The following is a 16847-nucleotide window of genomic DNA, read 5'->3' as shown; positions in this document are numbered from 1 at the left end:
ATGAATCGTAATCCCGCACTCGATACGGAAATGCTCGGCCTGGTGCCGATGGTGATCGAACAAAGCGGCCGCGGTGAGCGCTCGTACGATATCTACTCGCGACTGCTGAAGGAACGTGTGATCTTCATGGTGGGCCCGGTCAATGACCAGATGGCTAACCTGATCGTGGCACAGCTGTTGTTCCTGGAAAGCGAAAACCCGGACAAAGACATCTCGCTGTACATCAACTCCCCGGGCGGCTCCGTTTCCGCCGGTCTGGCGATCTACGACACCATGCAGTTTATCAAGCCTGACGTGTCGACCCTGTGCACCGGCATGGCCGCCTCGATGGGCGCCTTCCTGCTGGCCGCCGGCGCCAAGGGCAAGCGTTTCTCGCTGCCGAACAGCCGTATCATGATCCACCAGCCGTCCGGTGGTTCGCAAGGCATGGCGTCCGACATCGAGATCCAGGCCAAAGAGATCCTCTACCTGCGCCATCGCCTGAACAGCATCATGGCGGAGCGTACCGGCCAGAGTGTTGAGCAGATCGCCAAGGATACCGACCGCGACCGCTTCCTGTCGGCTGACGAAGCGGCCGAATATGGCCTGATCGACAAAGTGTTGACCAGCCGCGCATAAGCGTCCAAGCAATACGACGCCCGGACGCTACAACGTTCGGGCGTTTTGCATTTATTTCGGGTAGCATGTGGTTGTGCGCAGGATTTCTTGCTTATGCGCACGGCAAATTTGCACCAAAACTAAAGATTAGTCCCATGTCAGAGAAAAAATCTTCCAGCGGCGAAAAACTCCTGTACTGCTCGTTCTGCGGCAAGAGCCAGCATGAAGTGAAGAAGCTGATCGCCGGCCCGTCCGTCTTCATTTGCGACGAGTGCATTGACCTGTGCAATGACATCATCCGCGATGAAACGTCCAGTATCGAATCGGTCACGGGCGCCAAGTCGGACCTGCCGACCCCGCTGGAAATCACGGAACTGCTGAACCAGTACGTGATCGGCCAGGCGACCGCCAAGCGCATCCTGTCGGTGGCGGTGTACAACCATTACAAGCGCCTGAAGCACCTGGGCAAGAAAGACGACGTCGAACTGGCCAAGTCCAACATCTTGCTGGTCGGCCCAACCGGCTCCGGCAAGACCCTGCTGGCGCAAACCCTGGCGCGCATGCTGAACGTGCCGTTCGTGATCGCCGACGCCACCACCCTGACCGAAGCCGGTTATGTGGGGGAGGACGTCGAAAACATCATCCAGAAATTGTTGCAGAGCTGCAACTATGATGTTGAGAAGGCACAGCGCGGCATCGTCTATATCGACGAGATCGACAAGATTTCCCGCAAGTCCGACAACCCATCGATCACCCGCGACGTGTCGGGCGAGGGCGTGCAACAAGCCCTGCTGAAACTGATCGAGGGCACCATGGCGTCGGTGCCACCGCAAGGCGGCCGCAAGCACCCGAACCAGGACTTCGTGCAGATCGACACCACCAACATCATGTTCATCTGCGGCGGCGCGTTTGACGGCCTGGCGAAGATCATTTCCAACCGTTCCGAAAAGTCCGGCATCGGCTTCTCGGCGGAAGTGAAGAGCAAGGAACAGCGCTCGAACAGCGACCTGATGATGGACGCCGAGCCGGAAGACCTGATCAAGTTCGGCCTGATCCCGGAACTGGTGGGCCGCCTGCCGGTGGTGGCGACCCTGGCTGAGCTGACCGAGGAAGCGTTGATCGAGATTCTGGTCGAGCCGAAGAACGCGCTGGTCAAGCAGTATTCGAAGCTGCTGGAGATGGAAGGCGCCGAACTGGAAATCCGTCCTGCCGCACTGCACGCGATCGCCCGCAAGGCGCTGGCGCGCAAGACCGGCGCCCGTGGCCTGCGTTCTATTTTGGAACACGCGTTGCTGGATATTATGTTCGACCTGCCGAACCAGCAAAACGTCACCAAAGTCGTTATTGATGAAAATACCATCACCAGTGGCGCAAAACCCCTCCTGATTTACCAGGAATCCCCTAAAGCTGCTGGGGAAAACTAAATAGGGTTTTGAATCCCTGAGGCAAGGCGTTACAATCAGTCTCAATAATAGAACGCAGGCTTCAGTCGAAAAGCCACTCGCGATTGCGGTCGCGCGTGGCTTTTTTTGTTTCTTGCGCTGCAAATCCGCATGTTTTTATTAGAGTGCTACTGCATTTTCTCAAAGCAAATATAATTGCAGTACTGGCCTTGTGAAATTGCCGCTGGGGCACACATAAAGACCAGGTTTTTAAATAAGGTACGCCATGACAACTACCAAATTAACTGAGCAAACTCAACTGCCTCTGTTGCCACTGCGTGATGTAGTCGTGTTCCCGCACATGGTGATCCCGTTGTTTGTTGGCCGACCAAAATCCATCAAGGCGCTCGAAGCCGCCATGGAGCAAGGCAAGAGCATCATGCTCGCCGCACAAAAAGCGGCCGCCAAGGACGAACCTTCGCCATCGGATATTTATGAAATTGGCTGCGTGGCCAACATCTTGCAGATGTTGAAGCTGCCTGACGGCACGGTCAAAGTGCTGGTCGAAGGCGCACAGCGTGCCCGCATCAAGAAAATTACCGATAGCCCAACCCATTTCGTGGCCGACCTGGTCCCGCTGGAGTCCGAGCTGGGCGACGAGTCCGAAATCGAGGCGATGCGCCGCGCCATCGTCCAGCAGTTCGACCAGTACGTTAAGCTGAACAAGAAGATCCCGCCCGAGATCCTGGCGTCGCTGTCGGGTATCGACGATGCCGGCCGCCTGGCCGACACCGTGGCGGCCCACCTGCCGCTCAAGCTCGAGCAAAAGCAGGTGATCCTGGAAATCATCGAAGTCTCCAAGCGCCTTGAGCACCTGCTCGGCCAGCTGGAAGGCGAACTCGATATCCTGCAGGTGGAAAAGCGCATCCGTGGCCGCGTCAAGCGCCAGATGGAGAAGTCGCAGCGCGAGTACTACCTGAACGAGCAAGTCAAAGCCATCCAGAAGGAACTGGGCGAGGGCGAAGAGGGCGCCGATATCGACGAACTCGAGAAGAAAGTCGTCGCCGCCAAGATGCCGAAGGAGGCGCTGGAAAAAGCCCAGGCCGAACTGAAGAAGCTCAAGCTGATGTCGCCGATGTCGGCCGAGGCGACCGTGGTGCGCAATTACATCGACACCCTGGTCTCGCTGCCTTGGAAGAAGAAGTCCAAGGTCAATAACGACCTGGCCAACGCCGAGAAAGTGCTGGACACCGACCACTACGGCCTGGAGAAGATCAAGGAACGCATCGTCGAATACTTGGCGGTGCAGCAGCGCGTGGACAAGCTGAAAGCGCCGATCCTGTGCTTCGTCGGCCCGCCTGGCGTGGGTAAGACCTCGCTCGGCCAGTCGATCGCCAAGGCCACCAACCGCAAGTACGTGCGCATGGCGCTGGGCGGCGTGCGCGACGAAGCGGAGATTCGCGGCCACCGCCGCACCTACATCGGCTCGATGCCGGGCAAGGTGCTGCAATCGCTGTCGAAAGTCGGCGTGCGCAACCCTCTGTTCCTGTTGGACGAGATTGACAAGATGGGCGCGGACTTCCGCGGCGATCCATCGTCGGCCCTGCTGGAGGTGCTGGACCCTGAGCAGAACCACACCTTCTCGGACCACTACATCGAAGTCGATTTTGACCTGTCCGATGTGATGTTCGTGGCGACCTCGAACTCGTACAACATCCCGCCGGCACTGCTGGATCGTATGGAAGTGATTCGCCTGTCCGGCTACACGGAAGACGAGAAAGCCAATATCTCGCTGCGCTACCTGCTGCCGAAGCAGGTCAAGAACAACGGCTTGAAGGAAGCGGAGATCTCGGTCAGCGAAGCGGCGGTGCGCGACATCATCCGCTACTACACCCGTGAAGCGGGCGTGCGTTCGCTGGAGCGCGAAATCTCCAAGATCTGCCGTAAGGTCGTGAAGATGCTGCTGCTGAAAAAGTCGGACAAGAAGGTAGCGGTCACGCCGAAAAACCTGGACAAGTTCCTGGGCGTGCGCCGCTACGACTTTGGCGTGGCCGAGAAGACCAACCAGGTTGGCCAGGTGGTTGGCCTGGCGTGGACCGAGGTGGGCGGCGACCTGCTGACCATCGAATCGGTCGGCATGCCGGGCAAGGGTAACGTCATCCGTACCGGTACGCTGGGCGATGTGATGAAGGAGTCGATCGAAGCTGCCCGCACCGTGGTGCGCAGCCGCGCATCGCGCCTGGGCATCAAGAACGAAGTGTTCGAGAAGCAGGATATCCACATCCACGTGCCGGAAGGCGCGACGCCGAAGGATGGTCCATCGGCAGGTATTGCGATGACGACGGCCATGGTGTCGACCTTCACCGGCATTCCGGTGCGTGCGGATGTGGCGATGACGGGCGAGATCACCTTGCGCGGTGAGGTGTTGCCGATTGGTGGCCTGAAGGAGAAGCTGCTGGCGGCGCATCGCGGCGGGATTAAAACCGTGCTGATTCCAGAGCAGAACGTGAAGGACCTGGCTGAGATTCCGGACAATGTGAAGAACAAGCTGGAAATCGTGCCGGTGCGCTGGATCGATAAGGTGCTGGAAGTGGCGTTGGAGCGCCAGCCGGAGCCGATTGTGGAGGTTGCAGCGCCGGTGGAAGTGCCGGCGGTGGCAGCGGCTGACGGCAGCAGCGAGGTAGTCAAGCATTAAACCCGGCAGGGCAGGGTCGGACCCAAGGGTCGGACCCCAAGTATGCCGGAGCCGTGGAATTCGAGTAGATTGGGTCTGACCCTTGGGTCAGACCCAGGTTTACCGGGTTCAAACCAGCCAAAAACGGGCGCCAGAAATGGCGCCCGTTTGCATTTACCCTTGACACAAAGCAATGCCGCCCTGTTTAATACGCCCCTGAGATTTTTATGCAAACGAAAACGCAGCATAGAAAACGGTATAAACGATATAAACCTTTGTGACGGGGACTGTAATGAACAAGACCGAACTGATCGACCACATCGCCACTTCCGCAGACATCTCCAAGGCCGCGGCAGCGCGCGCCCTGGATGCGATGATCGACGGCGTAACCACCACCCTGGCCAAGAACGACAGCGTCACCCTGGTTGGCTTTGGCACCTTCTCCGTGAGCGAGCGCGCAGCCCGTACCGGCCGCAACCCGCGCACCAAAGAAGAGATCAAGATCGACGCAGCGAAAGTACCGAAATTTAAAGCTGGTAAAGCTCTGAAAGACGCTGTACAATAATGGCCTTCGGTAAGCAGTAATGCTTACCAAGCAGTTTAAGCGGGCGTTTAGCTCAGTTGGTAGAGCGGATCCCTTACAAGGATTAGGTCGGGAGTTCGACCCTCTCAACGCCCACCAAGCTTAAACAAAAGTGTTGTAAATGCTGGAGCGGTAGTTCAGTTGGTTAGAATACCGGCCTGTCACGCCGGGGGTCGCGGGTTCGAGCCCCGTCCGCTCCGCCAGCAAATGCAAGCACTACCTGGAGTGGTAGTTCAGTTGGTTAGAATACCGGCCTGTCACGCCGGGGGTCGCGGGTTCGAGCCCCGTCCACTCCGCCAGAATATCAAAAAAACCCCATCTGCCAGAATGCGCCCTAGGTCGCACTCTGTGCCGGTGGGGTTTTTTTACATTCACTTGCCGTGTGAGCAACTGACCTGTAAAATCGCGCGGGCAGTTCTAAGCCTCCACTCTAGGAAAACAATAGCTGACATGTTCGATTTCGTACGTACGCATCAAAAGCTGATGCAGATTATCCTGGCGCTCCTGATTGTGCCGTCCTTTGTGCTGGTCGGCGTCAGCGGCGTTACGCTGTTTGGCGAAGACCCGAACACGATCGCCAAGGTGGCCGGCTATCCGCTCACCCAGCAGGAATGGGAAAATGCGCAGCGCCGCCAGCTCGACACGATGCGCCAGCAAATGGGCGCCCAGTTCGACCAGAAACTGTTCGATACGCCGGAATTCAAACAGAACGTCCTGGACCAGTTGCTGGCCCAGCGCGCACTGACTGCTGAAATCCGCAAAGCGCACATGACCGTCAGCGACGGCACCGTGCAGCGCGCCGTGTGGAACGATTTCCCGACCCTGGTGAAAGCCGACGGCACCTTCGATACCGAACAATATCGTTCGATCCTGGCGCAGCAAGGCATGAATGTCGATATGCACCAGAACCAGCTGCGCAACGACCTGGTGATCAACCAGATCCTGGGCGGCCTGGAGCAGAGCGGCATCACCCCGCGCACCGTGGCGAAAGCGATTTCCGATTTCGGCGCGCAAGAGCGTGAAGTGCAGGAGCTGGCGTTCCCGCTGACCAAGTACATCGCCGATGTCAAAGTGACCGACGACATGGTGAAGGCCTTCTACGACAAGAACGCCAAGCTGTTCGAGATTCCTGAATCCGCGAAGATCGAATACGTGCTGCTGAACGCTGATTCCGTTGCACCGCAGGTCAGCGTGACCGACGAAGAAGTCAACGGCTATTACGCGGCCAACAAAGCCCGTTTCGGCACCGAAGAACTGCGCCGCTCCTCGCATATCCTGATCAAGGACAGGGCGAAAGCGGAAGCCGCCCTGGCCGAAGTGCGCAAGACTCCAGCTGATTTCGCCAAGATCGCCAAGGCCAAGTCGGAAGATCCGGGCTCCGCGGAACTGGGCGGCGACCTGGACGTGCTGGTCAAAGGCACCTTCGTCAAGCCGGTGGAAGAAGCCATCCTGAAACTGAAGCAGGGCGAGATCAGCGACCTGGTGAAGTCCGAGTTTGGCTATCACATCATCACCGTGACTGAGCTGAAGCCGGCACAGATCAAGCCGCTGGAGGAAGTGAAGGGCGAGATCGTGGCCGACCTGAAAAAGCAGAAGGCCGGCAAGCTGTTCTCCGAAATGTCGGAGCAGTTCACCGATATCGTGTATTCGCAATACGAAAGCCTGAAACCGGCTGCCGATAAGCTGAAGCTGAAGATCGAAACCGCCGAAGGCCTGGGCCGCCAGCCGAATCCGATGCTGGGCGCCGCGCCATTCAACAACGCCAAGTTCCTGACCGCGCTGTTCGCTGATGATGCGCTGAAGAACAAGCGCAACACGGAAGCCGTTGAAGTCGCGCCGCAAACCCTGATCGCAGGGCGTGTCGTTGAGTTCAAGCCAGCCTCTAAAAAGCCGCTGGCGGAAGTTGAAGCCGCGATCAAGCAGCAAGTGGCCATGGAAGAAGCCGTGAAAGCGGCCAAGAAGGCTGGCGAAGAGAAACTGGCCGCCGCCAAGAAGTCGGGCGACGCGGAAGGCTTCTCGGAAGCGAAGACCGTCTCGCGCGCGAAATCGCAAGGTATTCCGCCTGCCGCATTTGCCGCCGTGATGAAGGCAGATGCCGCCAAGCTGCCAGCCTACGTTGGCGTGGAAATCCCTGGCGCGGGCTATGGCGTCTACCGCATCAGCAAGGTCGGCCAGCCGGCAGAACAAGATGCGGCTCGCCGCGAACAGGAAAGCCAGCGTATCGGCCAACTGGTGGCCCAGTCGGAGTTCTCCAGCTACCTGGAAGTGCTGAAGCAAAAGGCGAAGATCAAGATCCTGCGTCCGGTCGGCACGATCACCAAGCCAGCGGCTGAATAATCAGCTGCGGCATAAAAAAAGGAGGCTCTTCGGAGCCTCCTTTTTTTTATCCCGCATGCAGCTTGCGGGCTGCGGCGAGGAAGGAATCGTGCGTGATATCGGGCAGTTCAAGTTGCAGCGCCTTGTCATACTGTACGAAGTTGCGGTCGATCGACTTGAGGTAGGCCGGGTCGTAGTGATCCACCAGCAGTTCGTCCACCAGCTGCGGCATGTCGCCGGCCGTGGCCATTCGCTGCCAGCTTTCGATACGCTGGCGGCCGTGCAACTGCACCAGGTATTCCAGTTGGGCGTTGAGGGCAGGGGCGTTGCAGGCGAAATGCTGGTAGTCCTCGATCAGCAGTTTGACGCGGTCGGCGCGCGCCACCTGCATGGCGACGCATGGCGAGGCGCGCATGCGCTCCATCAAGGCACCCGGCACGCGCAGCGAGCCAACCTTGCGGCTTTCCGACTCCACGAAGACCGGCAGGCTGCGGTCGAAACGACGCAAGCGGTCCCAGATCGACGTTTCGAACGCTTTCTGCGAGGGCTGCGGCTGGCACGGGATGTTCCCCAGCACCGAACCGCGATGGGCGGCCAGCTGCTCCAGGTCCAGCACCTGCGCGCCGATCGACTCCAGCGTGTCGAGCAGGCGGGTCTTGCCGCTGCCCGTGGTGCCGCAGATCACGCGGAAGTCCAGGTCCGGGGTCTTTTCCAGGTCGGCATTGATGGCGGTGCGGAAGGCTTTATAGCCGCCGTCGAGCTGCACGATCGGCCAGCCGATCTTGGCCAGCACGGTCGCCATCGAGCCGCTGCGGTTGCCGCCGCGCCAACAATAGACCAGCGGCTTCCAGGTGCGGGGCTTGTCCAGCCACAGGGTCTCGATATGGTGGCCGATGTTCTTCGACACCATCGCGGCGCCGACCTTTTTCGCTTCGAAGGAACCGACTTGCTTGTACATGGTTCCCACGGTGATGCGCTGCTGGTCGTCCAGCACCGGGCAGTTGATCGCATTCGGCAGGTGGTCGAGCGCGTACTCGGCGGGGCTGCGGGCATCGATAATGGTGTCGAAGTCGTCTAGGCGCGCCAGCACGTCTTCGATGGAGAGGATCTCAGGATACTTCATTTGCTTTTAAGGATAGGCTGTAGGTGGGGCCAGATATTGCCCAGGATGGTGGGATGGGCTTCCGCCAGCGGATGCAGGCGGTCGGCCTGGAACCACTCCGGCTTTTGCGCCACGCCATCGAGCATGAAGGGCGCCAGCGGCACCTTGGTCTCCTTGCTCAGGGTGCCGTACATGGCGAAGAAACGGTCCGTGTAGTCGCGGCCATATTGCGGTGGCATGCGCATACCCACCAGCAGCACGCGCGCGCCGGCCTTGCGCGAGGCGTCGATCATGGCGCGCAAATTGGATTCCGCCGCCGGTACCGGCAGGCCGCGCAGGCCATCATTGGCGCCCAGTTCGATCACGACAACGTCCGGTTTATGCTTGCTCAACAGGGCGGGCATGCGGGTGCGGCCACCGCTGGTGGTTTCGCCGCTGACACTGGCGTTCACCACAGTGGCGGCGAGCTTTTGCTCTTTCAGGCGCTGCTCCAGCAGGGCGACCCAGCCGGTGCCGCGAGCGATGCCGTATTCGGCGGATAAACTGTCACCCACCACGAGGACGGTTTTTGATGCAGAATAGGCGTTCGTGGCGGCGCTGAACGACAACAGCAGCACCGCAAGGAAACTGTATACTTTATTGAACATGACCATGCGTGATATTCCTCAGACCTCCAGCCAGTTGGTGCAGGCGGCTATTTCCGTTTCTGGCCTTGGCAAACGGGTGGCCGACGCCAGCGGCGAATTGACCATCCTGCATGGGGTGGATTTTACAGTGCAAAAGGCCGAAACGCTTGCCATTGTCGGCGCCTCCGGGTCCGGCAAGTCGACCTTGCTTGGCCTGCTGGCCGGCCTGGATACCCCGTCCGATGGCACTGTGGTGCTGGATGGCGTGGATATCTTCGCGTTGGATGAGGACGGCCGCGCCGCCCTGCGCAAGGAGAAGCTGGGCTTTGTGTTCCAGTCCTTCCAGCTGCTGCCGCACCTGACGGCGGTGGAAAACGTGATGCTGCCGCTGGAACTGGCCGGCGACAGCGGCGCGCGCGAGAAGGCCGAAGCCATGCTGGGCCGGGTCGGGCTTTCCAGCCGCCTGAAACACTATCCCAAGTTCCTGTCCGGCGGCGAGCAGCAGCGCGTGGCCTTGGCGCGCGCTTTCGTGACGCAGCCGCCTTTGCTGCTGGCGGACGAACCGACCGGCAGCCTGGATGCGGCGACCGGCGAAGCGGTGATCCAGCTGATGTTCGAGTTGAACCGCGAGCACGGATCGACCCTGGTGCTGGTGACCCACGACCGCCATATCGCGGCGCGCTGCGGCCGCACCATCACGATCGCTGCGGGACGCATCGCCGAGGGCGGCGCAGTCCTCGATTAAGGCCCTTAGCTGCCGTGATGCGCCGCCAGGCGGTTGATGGCGGTGCGGATGGCGGGAATCAGCTCGCTGGCGCCGATGCCGATCGGGCCGGCGCCTTCCGTGACCAGCACGTCGGCGGCCATGCCGTGCAGCCAGACGCCCGCCAGCGCTGCCTCCCATTCCGGCCAGCCCTGCGCCAGCAAGCTGCCGCACAGCCCTGACAGCACATCGCCGGTGCCGGCCGTTGCCAGCGCCGGGTTGCCGGTGGTATTGACGACGATCGCGCCATCGCGCGCTGCGATCAGCGTTCCCGATCCTTTCAAAATCACCGTGGCTGCCAGCTGCTGCGCCAAAGCGCGAGCCGCTGCGGGGCGATCGGCCTGCACCTGGGCGGCGGAAATGCCGAGCAAACGCGCGGCCTCCAAGGGGTGCGGTGTCAAAATGCATGGCGCCCCGCGCTGTGCCAACTGCGCGCGCAGGGCGGCGCCGGCTGCCAGCAGGTTCAGCGCATCGGCGTCGAGCACGGCCGGGCTTTCGCTGCCCAGGGCGCTGCCCAGCAGCGCGGCGCTGGCGGCGGCGCTGCCCATGCCGGGACCGATGACCAGCACGGCGCTGGAAAAATCATAGCCCTGGGCGCTGCGGCACATCAGTTCCGGCTGCGCCGCATCGAAGGCGGGCGCCTCGCCGATAAAGCAGGCATAGACCCGACCCGCGCCGCTGGCCAGCGCCGTCCGCGCGGCGAGGATCGGCGCCCCGGCCATGCCGGGCGCGCCACCGATCACGGCCACGCTGCCATGGCTGCCTTTATGCGAGCTGTGGCGGCGGCGCCGCGCGCAATGCCCGAACAGGGCCACATCGTTCAGGCGCGCCCGCGCGGGCGGGAACAGCTCGCGCTCGATATCGAGGTTGCTGACGATGACGATGCCCGCATGGTCGCGGCCTTCCGCTGTATGCAGGCCGGGTTTATCGGCAATGAAGGTAATGGTGTGCGTTGCGCGCAGCGCGACGCCGCCGGCACCGCCGACGATCGCGCCGGTGTCGGCGTCCAGCCCGCTCGGCACGTCGAGCGCGACGATGGGGCAGCGCAGGGCGTTGACCGCTTCCACCAGCGTCGCAACGTCCCCGCTGATCGGGCGCGCCAGGCCGATGCCGAACAAGCCATCGACCACCAGCGTCCAGTCCGTGCCCGAGGCCAGGGCGGCGCCGTCAGCCGCGCTGGCGATATCGGCAAAGCGTGCGGGCGAACTGCGCGCGCGCTGCAGGGCGGCCACGCGCTCCGGCGCAGCCGCACCGTTTGGCGCAAGATGGAGGATAGTGACTTGCGCCCCGGCATGGCCGAGATGCGCGGCAGTTTCCAGCGCATCGCCGCCGTTATTGCCCGGACCCGCCAGCACCAGCACGCGGGCGCGGCTGATGGTGAACGGCAGCAGGTCGAGCGCCTCGTTGGCGCCGGCCTGGCCGGCGCGCTGCATGAGGGCGCCGGCGGGCAGGCGCTGGGCCGCAGCGTGCTCGATCGCACGGATTTCAGCAATCGTAAACAAGGGCGTCATGCCGGCAATTCTAGCACTACAATAGCGGCTTCACGACTAGCGCGAGGCAGGGCATGGACTGGCAATTCTGGATCGACCGTGGCGGCACGTTCACCGATATCGTGGCGCGCCGCCCGGATGGCAGCCTGACCACCCACAAGCTCCTGTCCGAAAGCCCCGAACACTACCGCGACGCCGCGCTTGCCGGCATCCGCCACCTGCTTGGCGTCGCCGCCGGCGGCCCGATTCCCGTGGCGCAGGTGGAGGCGGTCAAGATGGGCACTACGGTTGCCACCAACGCCCTGCTCGAACGCAAGGGCGAGCCCACCGTGCTGGCCATCACGCGCGGTTTCCGCGACGCCCTGCGCATCGCCTACCAAAACAGGCCGCGCTTGTTCGACCGCCATATCGTGCTGCCCGAATTGCTCTACCAGCAGGCAGTGGAAATCAATGAGCGCATGGGCGCGCACGGCGACATCGTACAGGCGCTCGACGAAAGCGCCGCGCGGGCCGCGTTGCAGGCGCAGTTCGACCAGGGCCTGCGCTCCATCGCCATTGTGCTGATGCACGGCTATCGCTACACCGCACACGAGGCCGCGCTGGCGGCGATTGCGCGCGACATCGGCTATACCCAGGTTTCTGTTTCGCACCAGGTCAGCCCGATGATGAAACTGGTCGCGCGCGGCGACACCACGGTGGTCGACGCCTACCTGTCGCCCATCCTGCGCCGCTATGTGGACCAGGTGGCGTCCGAGCTGCCCGGCGTGAACCTGCAGTTCATGCAATCGAACGGCGGCCTGACCGACGCCCGCACCTTCCAGGGCAAGGATTCCATCCTGAGCGGCCCGGCCGGCGGCATTGTCGGCATGGTGCGCGCCAGCCGCGCCGCCGGGTTCGAAAAGGTGATCGGCTTCGATATGGGCGGCACCTCGACCGATGTGTCGCATTTCTCCGGTGAGTTTGAACGCGTTTTCGAGACCCAGGTGGCGGGTGTGCGCATGCGCGCGCCGATGATGAGCATCCACACCGTGGCGGCGGGCGGCGGATCGATCCTGCATTTCGACGGCAGCCGCTTCCGCGTGGGGCCTGATAGCGCGGGCGCCGACCCCGGCCCCGCCAGTTACCGCCGTGGCGGCCCGTTGGCGGTCACCGATTGCAATGTCATGCTGGGCAAGATCCAGCCCGGCTTCTTCCCTAAACTGTTCGGCAGCGATGGCAGCCAGGCGCTGGATGCGGCAATCGTGCGCGAAAAGTTTACCGCCATGGCCGCCGAGATCGCGTCCGCCACCGGCGCCGCCACCACCCCGGAGAAAGTCGCCGAAGGCTTTATTGAGATCGCGGTCGGCAATATGGCCAACGCCATCAAACAGATTTCCGTCCAGCGCGGCCACGATGTGACCGAGTACGCCCTGACCAGCTTTGGCGGCGCGGGCGGGCAGCACGCCTGCCTGGTGGCCGACGCGCTGGGCATGAAGACGGTCTTCATCCACTCGCTGGCCGGCGTGCTGTCGGCCTACGGCATGGGCCTGGCCGACCAGACCGCCATGCGCGAAAGCGCGGTCGAGCTGCGCCTGGCGCCGGAGGCGCTGCCCGCGCTGGAAGCGCGTTTGGCAAGCCTGGCCGGAGAGGCCGTGGCCGCCCTGCACGCGCAAGGCGTCGCCGACCAGCGTATCAGCGTGATCCGGCGCGCGCATTTGCGCTACGAAGGCACCGATTCGGCCTTGCTGGTGTTATTCGACAGTATTGAAAGCATGCAGGCGCAGTTCGAGGCCGCCTACCGCAAACGCTTCTCCTTCCTGATGCCGGCCAAGGCCCTGGTGGTGGAGGCGGTCTCGGTGGAGGCGATCGGCAAGTCCGACGCCCCGGCCGAAGCGCTGCCGCAACAGGCGCCGCGCCAGGCGGCGCTGGCGCCGACACAACTGGTGCGTATGTATAGCGCGGGCCAGTGGCATGACACCGGTTTGTTCAAACGCGACACCACACGCATCGGCGACATCATCAAGGGCCCGGCCATCATCGCGGAAGCCAATGCCACCACCATCGTGGAGCAGGGCTGGCAGGCCGAGGTCACGCCGCAAGACCACCTGGTGCTGACACGCGTTGAAGCGCTGCCGCAGCGCCGCGCCATCGGCACCAGCGCCGACCCGGTGATGCTGGAGATCTTCAACAACCTGTTCATGTCGATCGCCGAGCAAATGGGGCTGCGCCTGCAGAACACTGCCTACTCGGTCAACATCAAGGAGCGCCTGGACTTCAGTTGCGCCATCTTCGATGCGGGCGGCAACCTGATCGCCAATGCGCCGCACATGCCGGTGCACCTTGGCTCCATGGGCGAGAGCATCAAGACCGTGATGCGGCAGAATGCCGGCAAGATGCAGCCGGGCGACGTGTACATGCTCAACGACCCGTACAACGGCGGCACCCATCTGCCGGACGTCACCGTGATCACGCCGGTATTCGATGAGGCGGAGCGCGAGATCCTGTTCTATGTGGGCTCGCGCGGCCACCATGCCGACATCGGCGGCAGCACGCCCGGTTCGATGCCGCCCGATTCGCGCAGCATCGAGGAAGAGGGCGTCCTGATCAACAACTTCAAACTGGTCGATGGCGCCGCCGGCGGCCAACTGCGCGACGCCGAAGCGCGCGCCCTGCTGGCCGGCGCGCGCTATCCGGCGCGCAATCCCGACCAGAATATGGCCGATCTGCGCGCCCAGGTGGCCGCCAACCAGAAGGGCGTGGAAGAACTGCGCCGCATGGTGGCGCATTTCGGGCTGGAGGTGGTGCGCGCTTATATGGGCCACGTGCAGGACAACGCCGAGGAGGCGGTGCGCCGCGTCATCTCGGCCCTGCGCGACGGCAGCTATGAATTACAACTGGATAATGGCGCCGTGATTCGTGTTGCGCTGCGCGTCAATGCCGCCGAGCGCAGCGCGGAAATCGACTTCACCGGCACCTCCGGCCAGCTGGACAACAATTTCAACGCGCCGTCGGCTGTGTGCATGGCGGCCGTGCTCTATGTTTTCCGCACCCTGGTGAACGACGATATTCCGCTGAACGCCGGCTGCCTCAAGCCGCTGCACGTGATTATTCCCCCCGGCTCGATGCTGAATCCGCATTATCCCGCCTCGGTCGTGTCGGGCAATGTCGAAACCTCGACCTGCATCACCAACGCCTTGTACGGCGCGCTGGGCGTGCAGGGCGCATCGCAGGGCACGATGAATAACTTCACCTTCGGCAACGCCAAGTACCAGTATTACGAAACCATTAGCGGCGGCTCCGGCGCGGGCGAAGGCTTCCACGGCACGGATGTGGTGCAAACGAATATGACCAATTCGCGCCTGACCGACCCGGAAATCCTGGAATTCCGCTTCCCGGTGCGGCTGGAGAGCTACGAGATCCGCAAGGGCTCGGGCGGCGCTGGCCGCTGGCATGGCGGCAGCGGCGGCGTGCGCAAAGTGCGCTTCCTGGAAGCGATGACGGCCGCCATCCTGTCCAACAACCGCATCCACGCCCCGTTCGGCATGGCGGGTGGTGCGCCCGGCGCCCTGGGCCGCAATACGGTGCTGCGCGCGGACGGCAGCAGCGAGCAGTTGGGCCACATCGGCAAGACCGATATGCAGCCAGGCGACATCTTTGTGGTGGAAACGCCTGGTGGCGGGGGCTACGGCCCCGAAGCTTAGGCCGTGGTCGAAATACCGTACTTGCGCTGGGTGCCGGCGTACTGGATCAGCAAGGCTTCCAGTGCCGGGCTGTCCGGATCCAGGCGGCGGATGCGGTTGATCAGCGTGCCGGCCTGCTCGCCCAGCGGCGCCTCCCAGCCCAGTTCGTCCAGCTGGCGCAGAATGGCGCCCACGGCGGCATACAGCACCTTGAGGTTGCCCGGCGTGCGGCGCAGCGCCTGGTGCAGCGTTGCCACGGCGGCGCGGTGGTCACCCTGGCGCGCCATGGCTTCCGCCTCGGTGACCAGTTCCTGCATGACGTTGTCGATCTTGTCGCCCACGCCGCGCGCCAGGTCGTGCCGGCCGGCCTTTTCAAACACGCCGACCGCTTCCTCCATCGTGATCGGCTTGTCGTTGTCGTTCATCATATGCATGACGACATCGGCCGCATCCTTGTCCAGGCGGTGCTTGAGGCAGGAATTCACCAGCCCGATGCGCAACTGGTTCGACAGGCCGCGCGCCATGCCGACCGCCGTCACGGCATTCGACAGTTCGGACGCAGCTTCCGTCGCGTGGCCCGTCACATCCAGCAGCAGGGCGGAGGAGATGTGCTTGCAGACTTCTGTATTGGCGCTGGCGCGCAGGGTGCGCTCCATATCGCGGATCACGTTCGATGCCTGGTTGACGTCGCCCTTGCGCACCAGCGCGCGTACCAGGTTGACATGGTCCTCGGGGTCGCGGAACTCCGAATAGCGCGCCTTGGCCACCACCTGGCGGAAGGCTTTTTCCGCTGCCGTGATGTCGCCTGTCTCGTAGGAGACTTCGCCCAAATGGCGCAGGCGGTGCACCAGGTTGGGCGACATCGCCACCGCATCCTCCAGGATCTTCTTCGCCTGCGGGGCCTGGCCCATGGCCACATAAGTGCGCGCCAGCAGATCGTAAGCGCCCATCAGGTTGGGATTGCCTTCCAGCGCGCGCTCCAGGGTTTGCATGGCATCGTCGTAGCGCTCAAGGCCGAACTGGCAGCGCGCCAGGCCCAGTTGCGCCCAGCCCAGCTGACGGCCGGCCAGTGCGGTCTGGTAGACCAGCACGGCATCGGCCAGCTCGCCCAGCTCGACATGCATTTCCGCGCGCAGGCGCGCGAAGTCGGTGGCAAAGCGTGGATTGCTGGCTTCTGCCTCCTGGCAGGCGGCAATCGCCTCGCGCTGCTGGCCCTGGGCAATCAGCTGGTAGATATGCATGAATACCGCGCGCCGGTCGACCGCGCGCGCAATGCGCTGCATCAGGCCATCCACAGTGAAGGGTTTCAGCACATAGTCGGTCGGCGTCAGTTCGGCCGCGCCCATGACCTTGCTTTGCACCGCTTCCGAGGTCAGCATGATGAAAATGGTCGAACGGTCGATCAGCTTGTGGTTGCGCAGGTCTTCCAGCAGTTGCTGGCCATCCTGGCCGCTGTCCTCGCTGCCGTTGCCAAGGTCGTACTCGCACAGGATCACGTCGAAACGCTTGTTCCCCAGTTGGCGGATCGCCGTGCCGGAGCTGACGGCATACTCGATGCGCGTGATCGAGGCCTGGTTCAGCATATTATGCAGGTTGCCCCGCATGGCCGGGTTGGGGTCGATGATCAACACCGACAGGTCGCTATACGATTGCAT

11 protein-coding genes and 3 tRNA genes are annotated in these 16847 nt (G+C 62.6%); 10 read left to right on the top strand and 4 right to left on the bottom strand.

Annotated elements, in window-relative coordinates; translation table 11 throughout:
• The 8 genes from clpP to GTP41_RS16305 all read left to right on the top strand — a co-directional run bounded on the left by clpP (position 1) and on the right by GTP41_RS16305 (position 7573).
• Positions 1-618 (top strand): ATP-dependent Clp endopeptidase proteolytic subunit ClpP, encoded by a 618-nt coding sequence (gene clpP / locus GTP41_RS16340; RefSeq protein ID WP_161026643.1) that lies wholly within the window; start codon positions 1-3, stop codon positions 616-618.
• 134 nt (positions 619-752) lie between these two features.
• Positions 753-2021, top strand: coding sequence for an ATP-dependent Clp protease ATP-binding subunit ClpX (clpX, locus tag GTP41_RS16335; protein ID WP_161026642.1), 1269 nt, complete (start codon positions 753-755; stop codon positions 2019-2021).
• A 244-nt stretch (positions 2022-2265) separates the two neighbouring features.
• On the top strand, positions 2266-4674 hold the full coding sequence (lon, locus tag GTP41_RS16330; protein ID WP_161026641.1) for an endopeptidase La: 2409 nt from the start codon (positions 2266-2268) through the stop codon (positions 4672-4674).
• Positions 4675-4945: 271 nt separating this feature from the next.
• On the top strand, positions 4946-5218 hold the full coding sequence (gene hbs, locus GTP41_RS16325; RefSeq protein ID WP_028102781.1) for a non-specific DNA-binding protein Hbs: 273 nt from the start codon (positions 4946-4948) through the stop codon (positions 5216-5218).
• Between the two features lie 41 nt (positions 5219-5259).
• Positions 5260-5335 (top strand) — tRNA-Val (locus tag GTP41_RS16320).
• 27 nt (positions 5336-5362) lie between these two features.
• A tRNA-Asp gene (locus tag GTP41_RS16315) sits at positions 5363-5439 on the top strand.
• 19 nt (positions 5440-5458) lie between these two features.
• Positions 5459-5535 (top strand) — tRNA-Asp (locus GTP41_RS16310).
• A 28-nt stretch (positions 5536-5563) separates the two neighbouring features.
• Positions 5564-7573, top strand: coding sequence for a SurA N-terminal domain-containing protein (locus GTP41_RS16305; RefSeq protein WP_308700857.1), 2010 nt, complete (start codon positions 5564-5566; stop codon positions 7571-7573).
• A gap of 46 nt (positions 7574-7619) precedes the next feature.
• On the opposite strand, the gene mnmH is transcribed toward GTP41_RS16305, so the two are convergent.
• Both mnmH and GTP41_RS16295 read right to left on the bottom strand, forming a co-directional pair.
• Positions 7620-8675: a tRNA 2-selenouridine(34) synthase MnmH gene (gene mnmH, locus GTP41_RS16300; RefSeq protein ID WP_161026639.1), complete on the bottom strand. Its 1056-nt coding sequence runs from the start codon at positions 8673-8675 to the stop codon at positions 7620-7622.
• On the bottom strand, positions 8672-9301 hold the full coding sequence (locus tag GTP41_RS16295; protein WP_202419763.1) for an arylesterase: 630 nt from the start codon (positions 9299-9301) through the stop codon (positions 8672-8674). The genes mnmH and GTP41_RS16295 overlap by 4 nt, the downstream gene beginning before the upstream one ends.
• Positions 9302-9305: 4 nt before the next feature.
• Between GTP41_RS16295 and GTP41_RS16290 the strand changes: the two genes are divergently transcribed.
• On the top strand, positions 9306-10025 hold the full coding sequence (locus GTP41_RS16290; RefSeq protein ID WP_229502913.1) for an ABC transporter ATP-binding protein: 720 nt from the start codon (positions 9306-9308) through the stop codon (positions 10023-10025).
• 5 nt (positions 10026-10030) lie between these two features.
• Here GTP41_RS16290 and GTP41_RS16285 read toward each other — a convergent pair whose 3' ends face one another.
• Positions 10031-11554 (bottom strand): NAD(P)H-hydrate dehydratase, encoded by a 1524-nt coding sequence (locus GTP41_RS16285; protein ID WP_161026636.1) that lies wholly within the window; start codon positions 11552-11554, stop codon positions 10031-10033.
• A gap of 53 nt (positions 11555-11607) precedes the next feature.
• On the opposite strand from GTP41_RS16285, the gene GTP41_RS16280 reads away from it, so the two are divergent.
• On the top strand, positions 11608-15213 hold the full coding sequence (locus tag GTP41_RS16280) for a hydantoinase B/oxoprolinase family protein (protein ID WP_161026635.1): 3606 nt from the start codon (positions 11608-11610) through the stop codon (positions 15211-15213).
• On the opposite strand, the gene GTP41_RS16275 is transcribed toward GTP41_RS16280, so the two are convergent.
• Positions 15210-16847 carry a tetratricopeptide repeat protein gene (locus GTP41_RS16275; protein ID WP_161026634.1) on the bottom strand — a complete coding sequence of 546 codons (1638 nt, stop codon included), beginning with the start codon at positions 16845-16847 and terminating at the stop codon, positions 15210-15212. The two genes, GTP41_RS16280 and GTP41_RS16275, sit on opposite strands and share 4 nt — an antisense overlap.

The sequence above is a fragment of the Pseudoduganella guangdongensis genome (assembly GCF_009857475.1).
In the GTDB taxonomy this organism is placed as follows: Bacteria; Pseudomonadota; Gammaproteobacteria; order Burkholderiales; family Burkholderiaceae_D; genus Rugamonas; species Rugamonas guangdongensis.
This window is presented reverse-complemented; position numbering and strand designations above follow the sequence as displayed.

Bases quoted from the DNA above. Each gene is read 5' to 3' on its own strand.
- GTP41_RS16295 (WP_202419763.1), bottom strand. From the start codon at position 9,301: ATGTTCAATAAAGTATACAGTTTCCTTGCGGTGCTGCTGTTGTCGTTC.
- GTP41_RS16285 (WP_161026636.1), bottom strand. From the start codon at position 11,554: ATGACGCCCTTGTTTACGATTGCTGAAATCCGTGCGATCGAGCACGCT.
- clpX (WP_161026642.1), top strand. From the start codon at position 753: ATGTCAGAGAAAAAATCTTCCAGCGGCGAAAAACTCCTGTACTGCTCG.
- GTP41_RS16275 (WP_161026634.1), bottom strand. From the start codon at position 16,847: ATGCAATCGTATAGCGACCTGTCGGTGTTGATCATCGACCCCAACCCG.
- lon (WP_161026641.1), top strand. From the start codon at position 2,266: ATGACAACTACCAAATTAACTGAGCAAACTCAACTGCCTCTGTTGCCA.
- mnmH (WP_161026639.1), bottom strand. From the start codon at position 8,675: ATGAAGTATCCTGAGATCCTCTCCATCGAAGACGTGCTGGCGCGCCTA.
- clpP (WP_161026643.1), top strand. From the start codon at position 1: ATGAATCGTAATCCCGCACTCGATACGGAAATGCTCGGCCTGGTGCCG.
- hbs (WP_028102781.1), top strand. From the start codon at position 4,946: ATGAACAAGACCGAACTGATCGACCACATCGCCACTTCCGCAGACATC.
- GTP41_RS16280 (WP_161026635.1), top strand. From the start codon at position 11,608: ATGGACTGGCAATTCTGGATCGACCGTGGCGGCACGTTCACCGATATC.
- GTP41_RS16305 (WP_308700857.1), top strand. From the start codon at position 5,564: ATGCGCCCTAGGTCGCACTCTGTGCCGGTGGGGTTTTTTTACATTCAC.
- GTP41_RS16290 (WP_229502913.1), top strand. From the start codon at position 9,306: ATGCGTGATATTCCTCAGACCTCCAGCCAGTTGGTGCAGGCGGCTATT.